Below are 15,051 nucleotides of genomic sequence, written 5' to 3'. Positions count from 1 at the left end.
TATTGCTTTTAAATCTATTTTGTTTTGATTGAAGGAGCATATGCGCCTTTGGCGATCCATAAACGTACCTGTGCGGCGAAGGCCGGCCTGCTCATTGGTGGCAGGGTACGGCCATCTCCCGGATGCCAAGCCCAGCCAACCAGATCATCCTTTGCCATGTGGTCTATCAGTTGTGCTTTGGTCCTTCCACCGTTTTGTTTAGGATCAAGTAGTTGAAGTGCCAATTGACGCGGCGTACGCCCCTGGAATACCATGCGCATGTTAGCAGGTGGTAAACCCCATTTTGGATTTCCAGGTGGCATATGTAGCCCGGCGGTATTTTCTGCCTGATGACAGTTGCTGCAGCGCGCAGCATAAAGCCCCTTTCCGTCGACTCCCCGTTTAACATTCATGGTATGGATATGGTTGTCATCACCTTGTAAAGGCGATTCTCCGGAAGGATGACAATTCATACAGCGGGAGCTCATCAGTACTTTATAAACAGACATAAAAGCTTTGACAGAACCTACGCTGTCCCTAGGTAAGGCAGGGTAATTAGCCGGGGTTACGGGTTCGGCTCGAAAGGATAACATGACAAGACTTGCTATAAACAATATGCCCGTAATCACGATTATCTTTTTCATATTTTGGCTCCTTCCCGCTGTATATCGGCAGCTTTATGAATCGCCGCGCGTATGCGCTGGTAAGTACCACAGCGGCAAATGTTACCGGACATGGCATCATCAATATCCTGGTCGGTAGGGTTGAGATTTTCGCGAAGCAATACCGCTGCGGACATCAATTGGCCCGACTGGCAATAACCACATTGCGGAACGTTCATTTCGTTCCATGCCAGTTGTAAAGGATGGTTGTTATTTATAGAAAGCCCTTCAATAGTGACAATGTTTTGCCCCGCTGCCCGGTTTATTTTAGTTACGCAGGAACGTACTGCTTCGCCATTCAAATGAACAGTACAGGCACCACATTGCGCCGCACCACACCCGTACTTTGTGCCAGTAAGGCCGATGATATCTCGTATTACCCATAAAAGCGGCATGTTTGGGTCAGCATCTACATCGTGATGTTGGCCGTTGACAGTAATGTTGATCATAAGCAAATAATTAGTTAAGTAAATTTAATCTAAAAATTCTAATATAAATATTAGTTGAATTATGCTTTTCTGATAAAAATATATTCAAATAGAAAGTTAGGTTTTTCAAACGGGTTTTAGCTCAACCTTTTAATTTAAGGGATTGTGTGTTTTTATTGATCCTTATTAGCAGGATATTAATTTAACAACAAGATCGATTTAATACACCTGTTAGCGCCATTCTGTTCCATCGTGAGGATTGACGAAAAAATTGCTGCTACTGTTTCAACCCCGGATCAAATGAGAATTGATTGTTGCTAACTGAATTTCAAAATCAAAACCGTCTCCTTTATTTGCTTCTAATAGTCATGATAGTAGGATAATGCATTAAAATAGCACGTTTGTCCATTGTCAAACCCATAGTTGGGCAATAATTTTAGCAGCAATATTTAATTTGTTTGTACATATAAACAAAACCATTTTAATCATATATTTATTGTGTAAATACAAGTGCCCTTTATTTATAAGTGTCAATAAATAGCTGATTAGAGAACCAATTATAAACCTATAATGATGTGTTTTCCTTAAACCTGTTTGAAAATTGGAGCAGATGAACCTGTTTAGTTTATCTGACCTGATTAAAGAGAAAACCTCTGATAGTAATTATTATTTAAACCACCCTTACTACCAAATTGATGATGAATTGGAAGGCGTATTTTTTGGGGGTCTGGTGTGCTGGCTGCATGTTATGCCTGTTTTCTGCTTGTAATCATTCAAGATCGGACCAGGCTGCTGAGGAGCAAGTTCCGGACGTTATAAGCTATAACTTTAACATCAGACCTATTCTTTCTGATAAATGTTATAAATGCCATGGACCTGATGCCAGTAAACGGGAAGCCGGTCTTCGGCTTGATATGCCGGAAAGCGCCTATCAGGCTTTAAAAGATAACCCCCAAGCTCATGCGCTTGTACCCGGCGAGCCAGATCTGTCGGAAGTTTACAGGCGTATTTCAACACAGGACACCACCGAGTTGATGCCGCCACCTGCGTCGAATTTGAAAAGATTGTCAGCTTATGAAGTTGATCTGATCAAAAAATGGATAAAGCAAGGTGCCAAATATGAAAAGCACTGGGCTTTTGTGCCTCCTCAATTGCCTGCAGTACCACAAGTAAAAAACACAGCCTGGCCCAAAAATCAGATCGATAATTTTATACTGCAAAAACTGGAGCAAAAAGGTATCGATCCCAATCCTGAAGCTGACAAGGAGCGCTTGCTTAAAAGATTATCACTTGACCTCACAGGTTTGCCACCCAGTTTGCCCATGATGGATGCGTTTTTGGCCGATAAAAGCGCAAATGCTTACCAAAAGATGGTCGATCAATTGATGCAAAGTCCACAGTATGGCGAAAAAATGGCCCTGCATTGGTTAGACGTAGCCCGCTATGCCGACTCGCATGGTTACCAGGACGATAATTACCGTACCCAATGGCCCTGGCGCGATTGGGTGATCCACGCTTTTAATGAGAATTTGCCTTACGATAAATTTATTACCTGGCAGTTGGCGGGAGATCTGATGCCCAATTCTACGCAGGAACAATTGCTCGCCACCGGTTTTAACCGTAACCATAAAATAACAGAAGAGGGCGGCGTAATTGATGAAGAATACCGGGTAAGTTATGTAACCGACCGAACCAATACCTTTGGTAAAGCTTTATTAGGGATCACACTCGAATGTGCCCATTGCCATGATCATAAATACGATCCTTTTTCGCAGAAAGAGTATTACCAGGTATATTCCTTTTTCAATAATGTGAAAGAGGTGGGCATCCAGTCGACAGTAGGAGGGCCTGAAACCTATGCCAAACGCCCGATGATGCAGATCAGTAATGAAGATGTAAAAAAGGTATTGAACTTTATAAACAAGCAGGATACGGCAAAACTCATCGTATCAGTAATGGGCGATAGTGACAAAGTGCGACCAACCTACATCCTGAAACGCGGCAACTATGATGCGCACGGTGATGAAGTTGAACCGGGAACTCCAAAATCCATTTTACCTTTTACCGGCAGCTATCCCAAAAATAGGCTTGGACTTGCGGAGTGGGTGTTTAATAAGAATAATCCACTTGCTGCCCGGGTATTTGTTAACCAGATCTGGCAGGAATTTTTTGGTAAAGGTATTGTTAAAAGCTCAGGTGATTTTGGAATGCAGGGCGATCTGCCCTCACATCCCGAACTGCTCGACTGGCTGTCTGTCGATTTCAGGGAACATGGCTGGGACATCAAACGGCTCGTCAAACAGATCGTATTATCAGCAACTTACAGGCAATCAGCCGCACTTACACCCGAAAAAACAAAAACGGATCCCGAAAATACTTACCTGTCGCGCGGGCCTCGTTACCGCCTGCCTGCCGAGTTTGTCCGCGATTTGGTACTGGCCAGTAGCGGGCTATTAACGCGTACCATCGGGGGGCCAAGTGTTAACCCTTATCAGCCACCGGGTCTTTGGGAAAATGCCACCTCGGGCCGCGGCATACTGGCTAATTACAAACAGGTACATGGCCCTAATCTCTACAGGAGAGGAATGTATACGCTGATCAAACGCACGGTACCGCCAGCGTCACTAGGTATTTTTGATGCCAGTAACCGCGATCAATGCGAAGTAAAACGATTGCGTACCAATACACCGCTCCAGGCATTGGTCATGTTGAATGATCCTACCGTATTGGAAGCATCGAGGGTATTAGCAGCCAAGTTATTACAGGATAACAGCTCAGCATCTGCCAAAGTTACCAAGGCATTCAGGCTGATCATGTGCCGCCACCCGCAAGAAAAAGAGTTGACTATATTAACTGCTTATTATGCAGATGAGTTAAAGACCATGAAAAAAGCAGACGCGGAAAAATTACTAAGTGTTGGTGAATATCCACTTCCTGTTAATGCCGATAAGATAACGCTGGCCGCTATGATGAAGGTGGTTGACACCATTTATAATTTAGAAGAAGCCATAACCAAAACCTGAGTGATATGGAAAAAGATTTTTTAGAGAGCAGACTCAATATTAACAGGCGCAGGTTTCTGTCCAGACTTAGTTTAGGTATAGGTAGCGTGGCATTGGGCTCTTTGCTTATTCCTGATTTGTTTAGCGGTGCCGGGGCCGAAAGCGAGGCCGATTTTATTCCGGGCATACCCAATTTTGCCCCTAAAGCCAAAAGGGTGATCTATCTTTTCCAGGATGGTGCGCCTTCACAACTGGAATCTTTTGATTATAAACCAAAATTGAGGGAAATGATGGGGCAGGAGCTGCCTGCATCGGTTCGCGGTAATCAGATCCTTACGGGAATGACCGCCAAACAAGCCTCTTTTCCGTTGGTGGGTTCCTTTTATGATTTTAAACAATATGGTGAATCGGGTGCCTATGTAAGCGATTTGTTCCCGCATATTGGTAAAATAGCCGACGATATTTGCATCATCCGCTCCATGAATACGGATGCTATTAATCACGATCCGGCACTTACCTTTTTTCAAACCGGTGCGCAGCAGGGTAACCGACCCAGTATGGGCTCATGGGTAAGCTATGGCCTGGGCAGCGAAAACAAAAATCTGCCTGCCTTTACCGTATTGTTATCCAAAGGTAAGGGGAATGGTCAGGGTGTATACTCCAAGTTATGGAGCAACGGATTTTTAGATTCTATTCACCAGGGTGTACAGTTTAGCAGCGGCGAAAATCCTATACTTTATTTAAATGATCCTGATGGCTTAAACCGGCACGAGCGCAGGAAGATGCTGGATAACCTGGCGGCCCTCAATGATATCAATTACAAGGCGTTTGGCGATCCTGAAATAAACGCTAAAGTGCAGCAATACGAAATGGCCTACCGTATGCAAACCGCCGTTCCGGAAATTATGGATGTATCCAAAGAGTCGGACGATATTGTGAAGATGTATGGGCCCGATTGTTTGATTCCCGGTACTTATGCGGCAAACTGCCTGCTGGCGCGCAAGCTATCAGAAAACGGTGTACGTTTTGTACAATTATACCACCAGGGCTGGGATCAGCATTCCAACTTACCGCAGGAAATGGCCGGCCAGGCCAAAGATGTTGACCAGGCTTCAGCAGCATTGGTTACTGACCTGAAACAGCGCGGTTTGCTCGATGAAACGCTGGTGATCTGGGGTGGTGAGTTCGGCCGCACCAATTACAGCCAGGGCAAACTGGAAAAGGCCAATTATGGCCGCGACCATCATCCCCGTTGTTTTAGTATATGGATGGCTGGCGGCGGTATCAAACCAGGTTTGGTATATGGTGAGTCGGACGAATTTGGTTATAACATTGTAAAAGACCCGGTGCATGTACATGATTTTCATGCTACCATCCTTAACCAGTTAGGCATCGATCATAAAAAGCTAACCTTTAAAAGTTTGGGCAGACGTTACAGGTTAACAGACGTGGCCGGTAATGTGATCAAGGGAATAATTGCATAAGGAATACCAATTACAAATGGAACGAAGAGATTTTATTAAACATACCACCGCTTTATCGGCCGGTTTTTTTATAAGTAAAGATTTGCTGGCTCAAAACAGCGGGCCTATTTATGGTCATGGTCATATGCGGTATCGCATGGATAAAAATTGGAGCAAGGCCGATTCGCAAAAGAACCCGGTGAATGATTGTCACGAGATGGTGCAGGATGCCCGGGGCCGGATATTATTACTCACCAACGAAACCAAAAATAACGTACTCATCTATAATAAATCGGGCAAGCTACTGGATACCTGGGGGCATGGCTTTCCAGGTGCTCATGGTTTAACCATAGTGAACGAAAACGGCAGCGAGTTTTTATTCATTACCGATACGGTAAAACACCAGGTGTATAAAACCACATTGGATGGTCGTATATTAATGACCATTGACGTGCCCCTGGAAACAGGAGTTTATCATAAAGCCGAAGAGTTTGTACCTACCGAAACCGCGATTGATACCAACGGCGATTTTTTTATTGCTGATGGTTATGGTGCACAGTATATTACACACTATGATAAAGAGGGTAAGTTGAAAGGAGTTTTTGGAGGCAAAGGGGAGGGGGACGAACATTTGGATAATGCCCATGGCATTGTGATAGACAGGCGCCAAAGTACCCCCACCTTATTGATAACCGACCGAACCCGCAATTGCTTTAAACGCTTTAGCTTGGATGGGAAATTGCTGGAAGTGATCAAACTGCCTGGCGCATGTGTATGCCGCCCCGTAATTAAAGGTGATTATTTATATGCCGCTGTATTACGGTCGCCGGATCTGGGGCATGAAAATACCGGATTTACTACCATATTGGATAAAAACAACAAAGTAGTATCCAATATAGGCGGTACCGAACCGGTTTATCAGGATGGCGTTTTGCAGCCTATGGCGCAGGCCGAAAAGATATTTTTAAATCCGCATGATGTATGTGTGGATAACGATGAAAACCTTTATGTAGCCCAATGGGCATCGGGTAAGGTGTACCCTTATAAATTTACAAGAGTTTAAACTAAAGCTTTACTGCTTATATACCGGTTATTTGAATGAGGACCAGCCACAAAGGTTTTGCCGAGGGATTATTATTTGCGCTAAATATTTTCATTGTTGTTTTATTATGTGCTGGTGATAGCCTGGCTATACCTCAATGGTTGCAACCCGTTGGTCGCTTGCACCCTCTTATACTGCATTTTCCGATAGTCATACTCCTGTTGGCAATGGTGATGGAGTTCTTCCGTTTCAGACCCGAGTTTGCGAACGAAAAACTATACCAGCGTTTTACTACCTATTTGCTGGTATTGGGTGCGCTCTTATCTTCGCTCACGGTAATTATGGGTTTATTCCTTTCCCGCGAACCCGGGTACGAGGGAGGTATCTTACAATGGCATAAATGGTTTGGCGTAAGCGTAGCATTTGTAGGTTATGGCATTTATTTGTGGCGCAATACATCTGTCTATACAGCAATCATAGCTAAAACAGGGGCCATTGTCATTGTAATCTGCCTTATATTTGCTGGTCATTTTGGAGCCGATCTTACCCACGGCGAAGATTTTATATTAGCCCCCATCCTCCAAAAAGAAAATCGCAAAGTACCCATAGAACAGGCGCTGGTGTACCGGGACGTGATTGCGCCCATTTTTGAAACGAAATGTCAGAGTTGCCATAATGCTGATAAAATGAAAGGCGGTTTGATGTTAACCACTGCTAATGCCATACTCAAAGGCGGCAAAACAGGTAAGTTGTTTATTGCCGGGCAACCGGGTATTAGCTTATTATTACAGCGTGTACACCTGCCCGAGGATGAAAAAAAGCACATGCCCCCAGTCGGCAAACCCCAATTAACTGATCAGGACAAGATGCTGCTGTATCTTTGGATAAAGAATAACCCTGATTTTAAGAAAAAAGTGATCGAGCTGCCGGCGACAGACTCCCTGAGAATGTTAGCGGCAACACGGTTAAAACCAGCAGAAAGTACTGAGGAGGTTTATGATTTTTCGGCCGCTGATGATAAGGATATTAAAAAACTCAACAATAATTACCGGGTTATATATGCCCTGGCCAGCGCGTCACCGGCATTGGCCGTTAATATTTATAACAAAAGCACTTATTCCGTAAAAGTTTTGGATGAGCTTGAGCCCATTAAAAAACAGATCGTTATACTTGATCTCAATAAAATGCCGGTAAAGGACGGGGATCTGAAAACGATTAGCCGTTTTGAAAATCTGCGTCAGCTTAATCTTAACTTTTCTGACATTAACGGTAGTGGTTTAAAAGATTTGGCATCGCTCAAACATCTTAAAACCTTATCATTGGCCGGAACTAAACTTAACCCAAACCTGATTGGGCAAATTATAGCGATCAAAAGCCTAACGGAACTGGCCATTTGGGATACGGGATTAAAACCAGGTGAGATACAACAACTACAGGCAGCCCATAAAAAGATCAGACTGCTGAGTGGCTACAAAGATGACGGCAAACCCTTAAAGCTGACCAATCCACAGCTCAAAAACACAAGCCAGATATTCCAGCAATCATTTCAGTTGCAATTGAGCAACCCTATCAAAGGGGTAGATATGCGTTATACTACGGATGGCAGCGTTCCGGATAGTATAAAATCAGCCGCTTATAAACCAGGTATCTTGTTTACACAGAACACCGTTTTGCGTGCCCGGGCATTTAAAGCAGGCTGGCTGGGGAGCGATACCGTACAATTTAATTTTTACAAGAATACTTACACGCCAGATAGCATTAGCTTTTTAGCACCCGCCGACGGAAAATATACTGCCGATGGGGCTAAGACCATCATTGACAAAGAACTTGGTGGTACCAACTTTGGCAATATGAAATGGCTGGGCTCGCAAAAAGACATGGTTATGCTGATGCTTTTCAAAAAACCAATCGCATTGCATTCGCTCACGTTGAATACCATACGCAATATAGGTAGCCAGATATTTTTACCAGCTGAGATTGAAGTTTGGGGCGGAGCCGATGAACACCATTTAAAACTATTGACAAGCCTGAAAACAGCCACCCCACAGAAAAAAGATCCTGTTGCTGCCATTAATCTGGAATGTAAAATAAAAACAACCGGGAATATATCCTGCATCAAGCTGGCAATTAAACCGCTTCAGAAGGTGCCAGACTGGCATCCTGCAAAGGGAAAGCCAGCTTGGGTTTTTACAGATGAGCTGTTTTTAAATTAAGAAGAGGGGATAGTTCCGTATTATTCATGTAAGGAGGATTTGAATATTGGGGCGACATGTAAAATTTCCGACACCCCGTTGGAAATGCACCTTTATTCCTGAAATATAGTTTACTTTCATGCCAAAACATGTATGGGTAACTCAGTTACAAAAAATATGAACCTGACATTATGAAACAAATGATATTGACAAGTATTGGCTGGCTCGGTGTGATTTTATGCACAGTGGGCTATTTACTATTAAGTACAAAAGTGATAAAGGCAGAATCGCGCAGTTTTCAATTATTAAATATTGCAGGTGGACTGTGTTTGGTAGCCACAGCTGTTGATAGTAATGATATGCCCAATGCAGTGGCTAACCTGTTGTGGATGTTTATTGGAGTTTATGCATTAGGCCGTCAGTTAAGAACTCAAAGTACGGTCAGAGTGGAATGAATGACCCATTCCCAAAATCTGATAGGCTTTGTTTTTATAATACTCAAGCCTTTCTGCATAAGCCTTTTTATCATTTTCCAGGGAAAGATAGAAATAAGCTCCATCTACCAGTACAAAAATTAAATCAGCTGCTGCTTTAGGGGCCGGAACGTTTGTTAACTGCATTTCGTTGCATCGCTCAATCATTGAGGCAAGTGCCAGACGAAGGGAATCCAGTATGGTCTTATATTTTGCTTTTATTTTTTTCTCCCTGAAGGCCAAAGCATAAAAAGTATAAAAAAGTCCATCATCAAACAGCAAGTTCCATTTTTTAGAAAAAAGCATTTCAATTGTCTTTTGCAGATCTGCAAGCGTAACCGCTTCCTCATTTTTAATGGTATAGATCAGTAGATATCTTTCGAGTATATGGTCTATCAAGGCATAGGTAAGATCCTCTTTTGTTTCAAAATAATGACTAACAAGACTCGGATTAATATCCATCACCTTTGCTATTTTGGCTATAGAGGTATTTTCATATCCCTCTTTTTTAGCAACCTTATAAAAGGTCTTTATAATTTCTAATTGTCTTACCTCTTTAAGGCTCTTTCTACCCATATTAATAATATCTGAATAATATCCGAAACAGCCAAACTACTCAAAAGAAATCTTATTTTGAAATTTTATAAATTGATTGGTTGTTCAATTAATTTATTAATTTAACGCTAACCTATTGGTAATATGATAACCAGACCTTAGCCGCGCTTCAGATAGTACCACATACAGAAATTAAACTCGCTAAATCTTAATTCAATTATGAAAAAAAAATTACTATTGATCTTCTTCATGTTCTTTGCAGCAAAAAGTTTTGCTCAAAATATCACCGTAAGCGGTTTGGTTTTGGATGCGGAAAGCAAAGGGCCTCTTCCTTCGGTTAATGTTAACGTAAAGGGAACAAATCAACGCACCGCAACAAACTTACAGGGTAATTACTCCCTTAGTAATGTAAGCCCAAATGCAGTTCTTGTTTTTTCTTTTGTAGGATATAAACAGGAAGAAATTAGTATTAACAGGCAAACACAAGTAAATGTGACCTTAACTCCCGACTATGGTAATCTCAACGAGGTTGTAGTAGTAGGGTTTGGCGCTAAGAAAAAAATAAACATTGCAGGCGCTATCGATCAAATTTCGGGTAAACAGCTCGAATCGCGCCCGATATCGAATGTAATGCAGGGTTTGCAGGGTATTAGCCCCGGGCTAAATATTATATATCCCGGAGGTGCTCCTGGTACTGTTCCTACAATCAACATCAGGGGTTTTACATCTATCAACGGTGGTTCGCCACTAATTGTAATTGATGGCATCCCTGCAACAAGTAACGATGATATGCTGCGGTTAACACCATCAGATATTACATCTTTTACTGTATTGCGTGATGCTGCGTCGGCAGCCATTTACGGAGCCAGGGCTGCTTTTGGAGTAATCCTGATCACAACTAAACAGGGGGCTGTCGGTCATCAACTTATTAGTTACAATGTGCTAACCTCATGGGGAAAACCTACGGTATTGCCGCAACCTGTAACCGATCCTTATATCTACTCAAGGGTGCTCGAAACCTCTACAAATAATACGCCATGGGATTATGTGAATTATAGCGATGAGTATTATAAATGGGCTAAAGAAAGATCAGATAACCCATCGATTGCCGATACACGGCTAAATCCTACAGACCCAACCAAATGGGAATACATGGGGAACAACAACTGGTATAAATATTTTTTTAACAATGCCAGCTTCTCACAAAACCAAACATTGACACTTTCTGGAGGTGCTACGGTAAATAACACACCTTTAACCTATTACCTCTCTGCAAACTATACCAAAGAAAATGGTCTGAATAAACTTTCGGATGATTTTTGGGATCGGACCGGTTTAAGATCAAGGCTGGGTTTTTCGCCTTTAAAATGGCTTAAGGTAGATAACAACCTCAATATTTACCAAACTAAACGTGCCCAGCCACTCAATAGTATTACAAATATTTATTACCTGCAACCAACCGACGTAGCTAAAAATCCGGACGGTACCTGGGCTAACACGGGCGCCGGCAGGCTTGCAGCTCAATTAGTTGATGGTGGAAATAACCTGCAAACCATGTTTGGGTTTCAGAATATTACCAGCGCAACAGCTACGTTCCTAAATGGAGATTTACAGGTAAACGGTGATGCTTCATTTAAAAGAGAGTTGTGGAAATACCATTCTGATGCAAATACCTATAATATTGGATATGGGCCAAATGATACCAGGCAGGAAGGCGGTACAGGCTCTGTAAGCGAAAATAATGGCTACCTGTATAATAACGCCTTTAATTTATATACTACGTATAAAAAAAACATCGGCGACCATTTTTTTAGCGCAATGGTTGGATACAACTCCGAGGATTACAACTATTCAACTATCAATGCATCAAAAGATGGGCTCATATCATCTTCCTTACCTTATCTGGCGCTCACCAGCGGTACTGCATCAGTAGGAGCAAGCTATTCAGCTTATGCTACCACCAGTGCATTTAGCAGGCTAAACTATACTTATAAAGGTCGGTATATTTTAGAGGGTACCGGCAGGTATGATGGTTCCTCGCGCTTTCCCACAGCAAGGCGTTGGGGCTTTTTCCCCTCAGCGTCCGCCGCCTGGATAGCAAGTGCTGAGGATTTTTTCAAACCATTGGCCCCTGTGGTATCTACATTTAAATTGCGCGCATCGTATGGAAACCTCGGTAACCAAAATGTGGGTGATTTTGGCTACATACAATCATTACAAACAGGCGTTTCGAATTATTTAATAGGAGGGAATAGTCAAACCCCGATTATTAAGGGGGCTCCGGGATTATTAGTTGATCCCAATACTTACACCTGGGAGCGGGTATCTACCTTTAACTTGGGTACTGATATAGGTCTTTTTCAAGATAAATTCCTGGTGGGCTTTGATTATTATATCCGTAATACACGGGGGATGCTTACCGGTGGGCAGGAATTGCCGGGCGTGCTTGGTACATCTGTGCCAAAACAAAATGCAGCAGATTTAAGAACAAGAGGCTGGGAGCTATCTGTAACCTATCAGGACAGGTTCATTTTGGCATCTAAACCTTTTAATTTCTCGGCAAAAGTATTCCTGTCCAATTCTGATTCGGAGATCACCAAATTCCAGAACGACCAGAATCTTTTTTCTAATTACCGCGTAGGACAAAAAATTGGTGAGATATGGGGGCTGCAAAACGATGGCTTATTCCAGAACCAGGCCGAAATAGCCAAGCTGGATGAATCAAGTATTATACCCTGGGGCGCTTTAAGCATTGTTCCGGGCTGGCCTAAATACAAAGATCTGGATGGTAATCATAAAATAGAAACAGGCTTAAGTGCAAATGATCCAAAAGACTTAAAAATTATTGGCAACAGCGCCGATCATTATAGTGTTGGTGCCAATTTAAATATGGATTGGAATGGTTTTGATCTCTCTATATTTTTACAAGGCGTATTAAAAAGAGATTTTTATCCGCACAATTATTTGTTCTGGGGACCGTTCCAGCAGCCTTACGCCAATATATACCCCTGGAATCTTGATTACTACCGGGCCACCGCAGATGCGCCTGATTTAAGAGCCCAGCATTCGAAATCTTATATCGCGGCAGGTTTGGCCGATGCCAATACAAACTCTTATTATCCCGTGCTGCAATCATGGCTGGCTGATGCTAATTATGGTTCCGGCTTAGATATTCCGCAATCCAAGTACCTTTTAAACGGCGCTTATTTACGAATTAAAAACGTTTCTCTGGGTTATACCTTCCCGGTGAGATTAAGCAGGCACTTAAAAGTAAGCCGTCTGCGGATATTTGCAACCGGCGACAACCTCTATGAGTTTTCGGCTATAAAGAAATATATAGATCCGGAGGCTGTAAATCAGGGCGCAAGTGCAATGGCTTATCCATTCCAGCGTAAATATGCATTTGGTATAAACTTAGATTTTTAATTATTACGCGATTTAACAATCATTAAAAAATTGTCATGAAAAAATATACTATATATATCCTATTTATTGTACTTGCATTCGCCGCATGTAAAAAGGATAGCCTCGACCGTTTCCCGCAAACTTCTATCTCGCCAAATCTTTTCTTTAATACAGAAAATGACCTTGCATTATACGTTAATGGTCTGCTTTCGCTACCAGACAGAAACAGTTACCTGAATGATCAAAGCAGTGATAACGTTGCCACAACAGCTAACGTGGAAGTGAAAAACGTAATGGCAGGCAGTGCCAACCCACAAAACATTACCACTGGCTGGGACTGGGGCAGGTTACGTGATATCAATTACTTTTTAGAAAACTATAATAAGGCCAAAGTTACCACGGATATAAAAAGTCATTATGTAGGCTTGGCCAGATATTACCGGGCAATGTTTTACCTTGATAAGGTTAAACGTTTTTCTGACGTGCCGTGGTATTCACATACTTTAAATCCAGGGGATAAAGAACTACTCAATCCACGTGACCCAAGAGCTTTAGTTATGGATAGCGTAATGGCTGATCTGGACTTTGCGTATAAGCATGTTAGGGAAGATGTTGCTACAGGTACGCCCGGGAAATGGTCGGTAGCTGCATTTTATACGCGTACAGCGCTTTATGAAGGCACTTATCGTAAATATCATGCAGAGCTAAACTTAGTAAGTAGTGCAAATGGTTTTCTTGAAACCGCCGCTAAAATAGCGGGTGATGTCATGGCATCAGGAAATTTTAACATTTATAACACAGGAAAGCCCGATCAGGATTATGCTGCTTTGTTCAACAGCCAGGATCTGACTACGAATAAAGAAGTTATTTTAGCTAATATTTTTGACCAGAGTAAGGGTAGGAGCCAAAATGTTAATGGAGTGGTCTTTGGCGATTATGAGCAGGCCCCTGCCAAAGATCTGATCCAAACTTACCTGATGAAGGATGGCAGTCGTTTTACAGATCAGCCAAACTATGATAAAATGAGCTTTGTAAAAGAATTTGAAAACCGGGATCCACGGCTTGCCCAAACCATGGCATACCCGGGATGGATCAAGGTTCCGGATACAAAGCCATACATCCAGAGTTTAAACAAAAATTTTACTGGCTATCACCAATTAAAAGGATACGTAAACAGCACCGATGCTGCTACTTTAAATGGGGTGGATTTTCCGGTGTACCGTTATGCAGAAGTGCTGCTAAGCTATGCTGAAGCGCTTGCCGAATTAGGTACCTTAACGCAGCAGCAATTGGATGCGTCTGTAAACCTGATTAGGAGAAGAGCTGGTTTGCCAGATTTGAATATAGCACAGGCAAATTCCTCTCCCGATGTATTGTTACAACAGCAATTCAGTAATATCGGATCAAACGCCGGGGTGATCATAGAGATCAGAAGAGAGCGCAGGGTGGAATTTGCATTTGAAAATACCAGGTATGATGACCTGATGCGATGGAAGGCCGGAAAGTTATTAGCCAAAAGCCCGGAAGGAATGTATTTTGCAGGTTTGGGGAAATATGATTTAACTGGAGATGGTATAGAAGATATTATTTTGATAGACAGATCTTTAACCATACCGGCCGAAGAAAAAAAGGAAAAGAACTCATTAGGCGTAAAATTAAATTATTACCGCACAGGTACCATAGGTTCTGATGCTACCGTGTATTTAAAAAATGTTAATACAGGCAGTTTTATTGTAACCGAATCGGCGGTACGTGATTTCCAGGAACCTAAATATTATTATCGTCCAATTCCACAACAGCAGGTAATATTAAACCCCAACCTTAAACAAATATTTGGCTGGTAACAGGGA

General features: G+C 42.4%; 10 protein-coding genes. 7 read left to right on the top strand and 3 right to left on the bottom strand.

Annotation, left to right across the window (positions count from 1 at the left end):
* Window positions 1-14 precede the first annotated feature (14 nt).
* Both BLR84_RS08270 and BLR84_RS08265 read right to left on the bottom strand, forming a co-directional pair.
* On the bottom strand, window positions 15-623 hold the full coding sequence (locus BLR84_RS08270) for a c-type cytochrome (protein WP_143013867.1): 609 nt from the start codon (window positions 621-623) through the stop codon (window positions 15-17).
* Window positions 620-1,090 (bottom strand): (2Fe-2S)-binding protein, encoded by a 471-nt coding sequence (locus BLR84_RS08265; protein ID WP_090466787.1) that lies wholly within the window; start codon window positions 1,088-1,090, stop codon window positions 620-622. Before BLR84_RS08265 ends, BLR84_RS08270 begins: the two co-directional genes overlap by 4 nt.
* Before the next feature lie 677 nt (window positions 1,091-1,767).
* On the opposite strand from BLR84_RS08265, the gene BLR84_RS08260 reads away from it, so the two are divergent.
* From BLR84_RS08260 to BLR84_RS29660, 5 genes are all read left to right on the top strand, one after another.
* Window positions 1,768-4,092 carry a PSD1 and planctomycete cytochrome C domain-containing protein gene (locus BLR84_RS08260; RefSeq protein WP_090466785.1) on the top strand — a complete coding sequence of 775 codons (2,325 nt, stop codon included), beginning with the start codon at window positions 1,768-1,770 and terminating at the stop codon, window positions 4,090-4,092.
* 5 nt (window positions 4,093-4,097) lie between these two features.
* Complete coding sequence (locus tag BLR84_RS08255; protein ID WP_090466782.1) at window positions 4,098-5,555, top strand: DUF1501 domain-containing protein; 1,458 nt, start codon at window positions 4,098-4,100, stop codon at window positions 5,553-5,555.
* 16 nt (window positions 5,556-5,571) lie between these two features.
* Window positions 5,572-6,597, top strand: coding sequence for an NHL repeat-containing protein (locus BLR84_RS08250; protein ID WP_090466781.1), 1,026 nt, complete (start codon window positions 5,572-5,574; stop codon window positions 6,595-6,597).
* A 35-nt stretch (window positions 6,598-6,632) separates the two neighbouring features.
* Window positions 6,633-8,789 carry a DUF2231 domain-containing protein gene (locus BLR84_RS08245; protein WP_090466779.1) on the top strand — a complete coding sequence of 719 codons (2,157 nt, stop codon included), beginning with the start codon at window positions 6,633-6,635 and terminating at the stop codon, window positions 8,787-8,789.
* A 170-nt stretch (window positions 8,790-8,959) separates the two neighbouring features.
* Entirely contained in the window at window positions 8,960-9,223 is a 264-nt protein-coding gene (locus BLR84_RS29660) for a CBU_0592 family membrane protein (protein WP_143013866.1), read from the top strand.
* Here BLR84_RS29660 and BLR84_RS08240 read toward each other — a convergent pair.
* Window positions 9,191-9,817 (bottom strand): TetR family transcriptional regulator, encoded by a 627-nt coding sequence (locus BLR84_RS08240; protein WP_090466777.1) that lies wholly within the window; start codon window positions 9,815-9,817, stop codon window positions 9,191-9,193. The genes BLR84_RS29660 and BLR84_RS08240 overlap by 33 nt on opposite strands.
* Window positions 9,818-10,015: 198 nt before the next feature.
* Here BLR84_RS08240 and BLR84_RS08235 point away from each other — a divergent pair, with 198 nt between their 5' ends.
* On the top strand, window positions 10,016-13,222 hold the full coding sequence (locus tag BLR84_RS08235; protein WP_090466775.1) for a SusC/RagA family TonB-linked outer membrane protein: 3,207 nt from the start codon (window positions 10,016-10,018) through the stop codon (window positions 13,220-13,222).
* A 35-nt stretch (window positions 13,223-13,257) separates the two neighbouring features.
* Window positions 13,258-15,045 (top strand): RagB/SusD family nutrient uptake outer membrane protein, encoded by a 1,788-nt coding sequence (locus BLR84_RS08230; RefSeq protein WP_090466773.1) that lies wholly within the window; start codon window positions 13,258-13,260, stop codon window positions 15,043-15,045.
* Window positions 15,046-15,051 lie beyond the last annotated feature (6 nt).

This window comes from Mucilaginibacter sp. OK268 (assembly GCF_900103125.1).
Lineage (GTDB): Bacteria > Bacteroidota > Bacteroidia > Sphingobacteriales > Sphingobacteriaceae > Mucilaginibacter.
Note: the sequence above shows the minus strand (reverse complement) of the source record. Positions and strands in the feature narration are given on the sequence as shown.

Excerpts from the sequence above, each read along its gene's own strand:
- BLR84_RS08270 (WP_143013867.1), bottom strand. The coding sequence starts at position 623 with ATGAAAAAGATAATCGTGATTACGGGCATATTGTTTATAGCAAGTCTT.
- BLR84_RS08265 (WP_090466787.1), bottom strand. The coding sequence starts at position 1,090 with ATGATCAACATTACTGTCAACGGCCAACATCACGATGTAGATGCTGAC.
- BLR84_RS08260 (WP_090466785.1), top strand. The coding sequence starts at position 1,768 with ATGAATTGGAAGGCGTATTTTTTGGGGGTCTGGTGTGCTGGCTGCATG.
- BLR84_RS08255 (WP_090466782.1), top strand. The coding sequence starts at position 4,098 with ATGGAAAAAGATTTTTTAGAGAGCAGACTCAATATTAACAGGCGCAGG.
- BLR84_RS08250 (WP_090466781.1), top strand. The coding sequence starts at position 5,572 with ATGGAACGAAGAGATTTTATTAAACATACCACCGCTTTATCGGCCGGT.
- BLR84_RS08245 (WP_090466779.1), top strand. The coding sequence starts at position 6,633 with ATGAGGACCAGCCACAAAGGTTTTGCCGAGGGATTATTATTTGCGCTA.
- BLR84_RS29660 (WP_143013866.1), top strand. The coding sequence starts at position 8,960 with ATGAAACAAATGATATTGACAAGTATTGGCTGGCTCGGTGTGATTTTA.
- BLR84_RS08240 (WP_090466777.1), bottom strand. The coding sequence starts at position 9,817 with ATGGGTAGAAAGAGCCTTAAAGAGGTAAGACAATTAGAAATTATAAAG.
- BLR84_RS08235 (WP_090466775.1), top strand. The coding sequence starts at position 10,016 with ATGAAAAAAAAATTACTATTGATCTTCTTCATGTTCTTTGCAGCAAAA.
- BLR84_RS08230 (WP_090466773.1), top strand. The coding sequence starts at position 13,258 with ATGAAAAAATATACTATATATATCCTATTTATTGTACTTGCATTCGCC.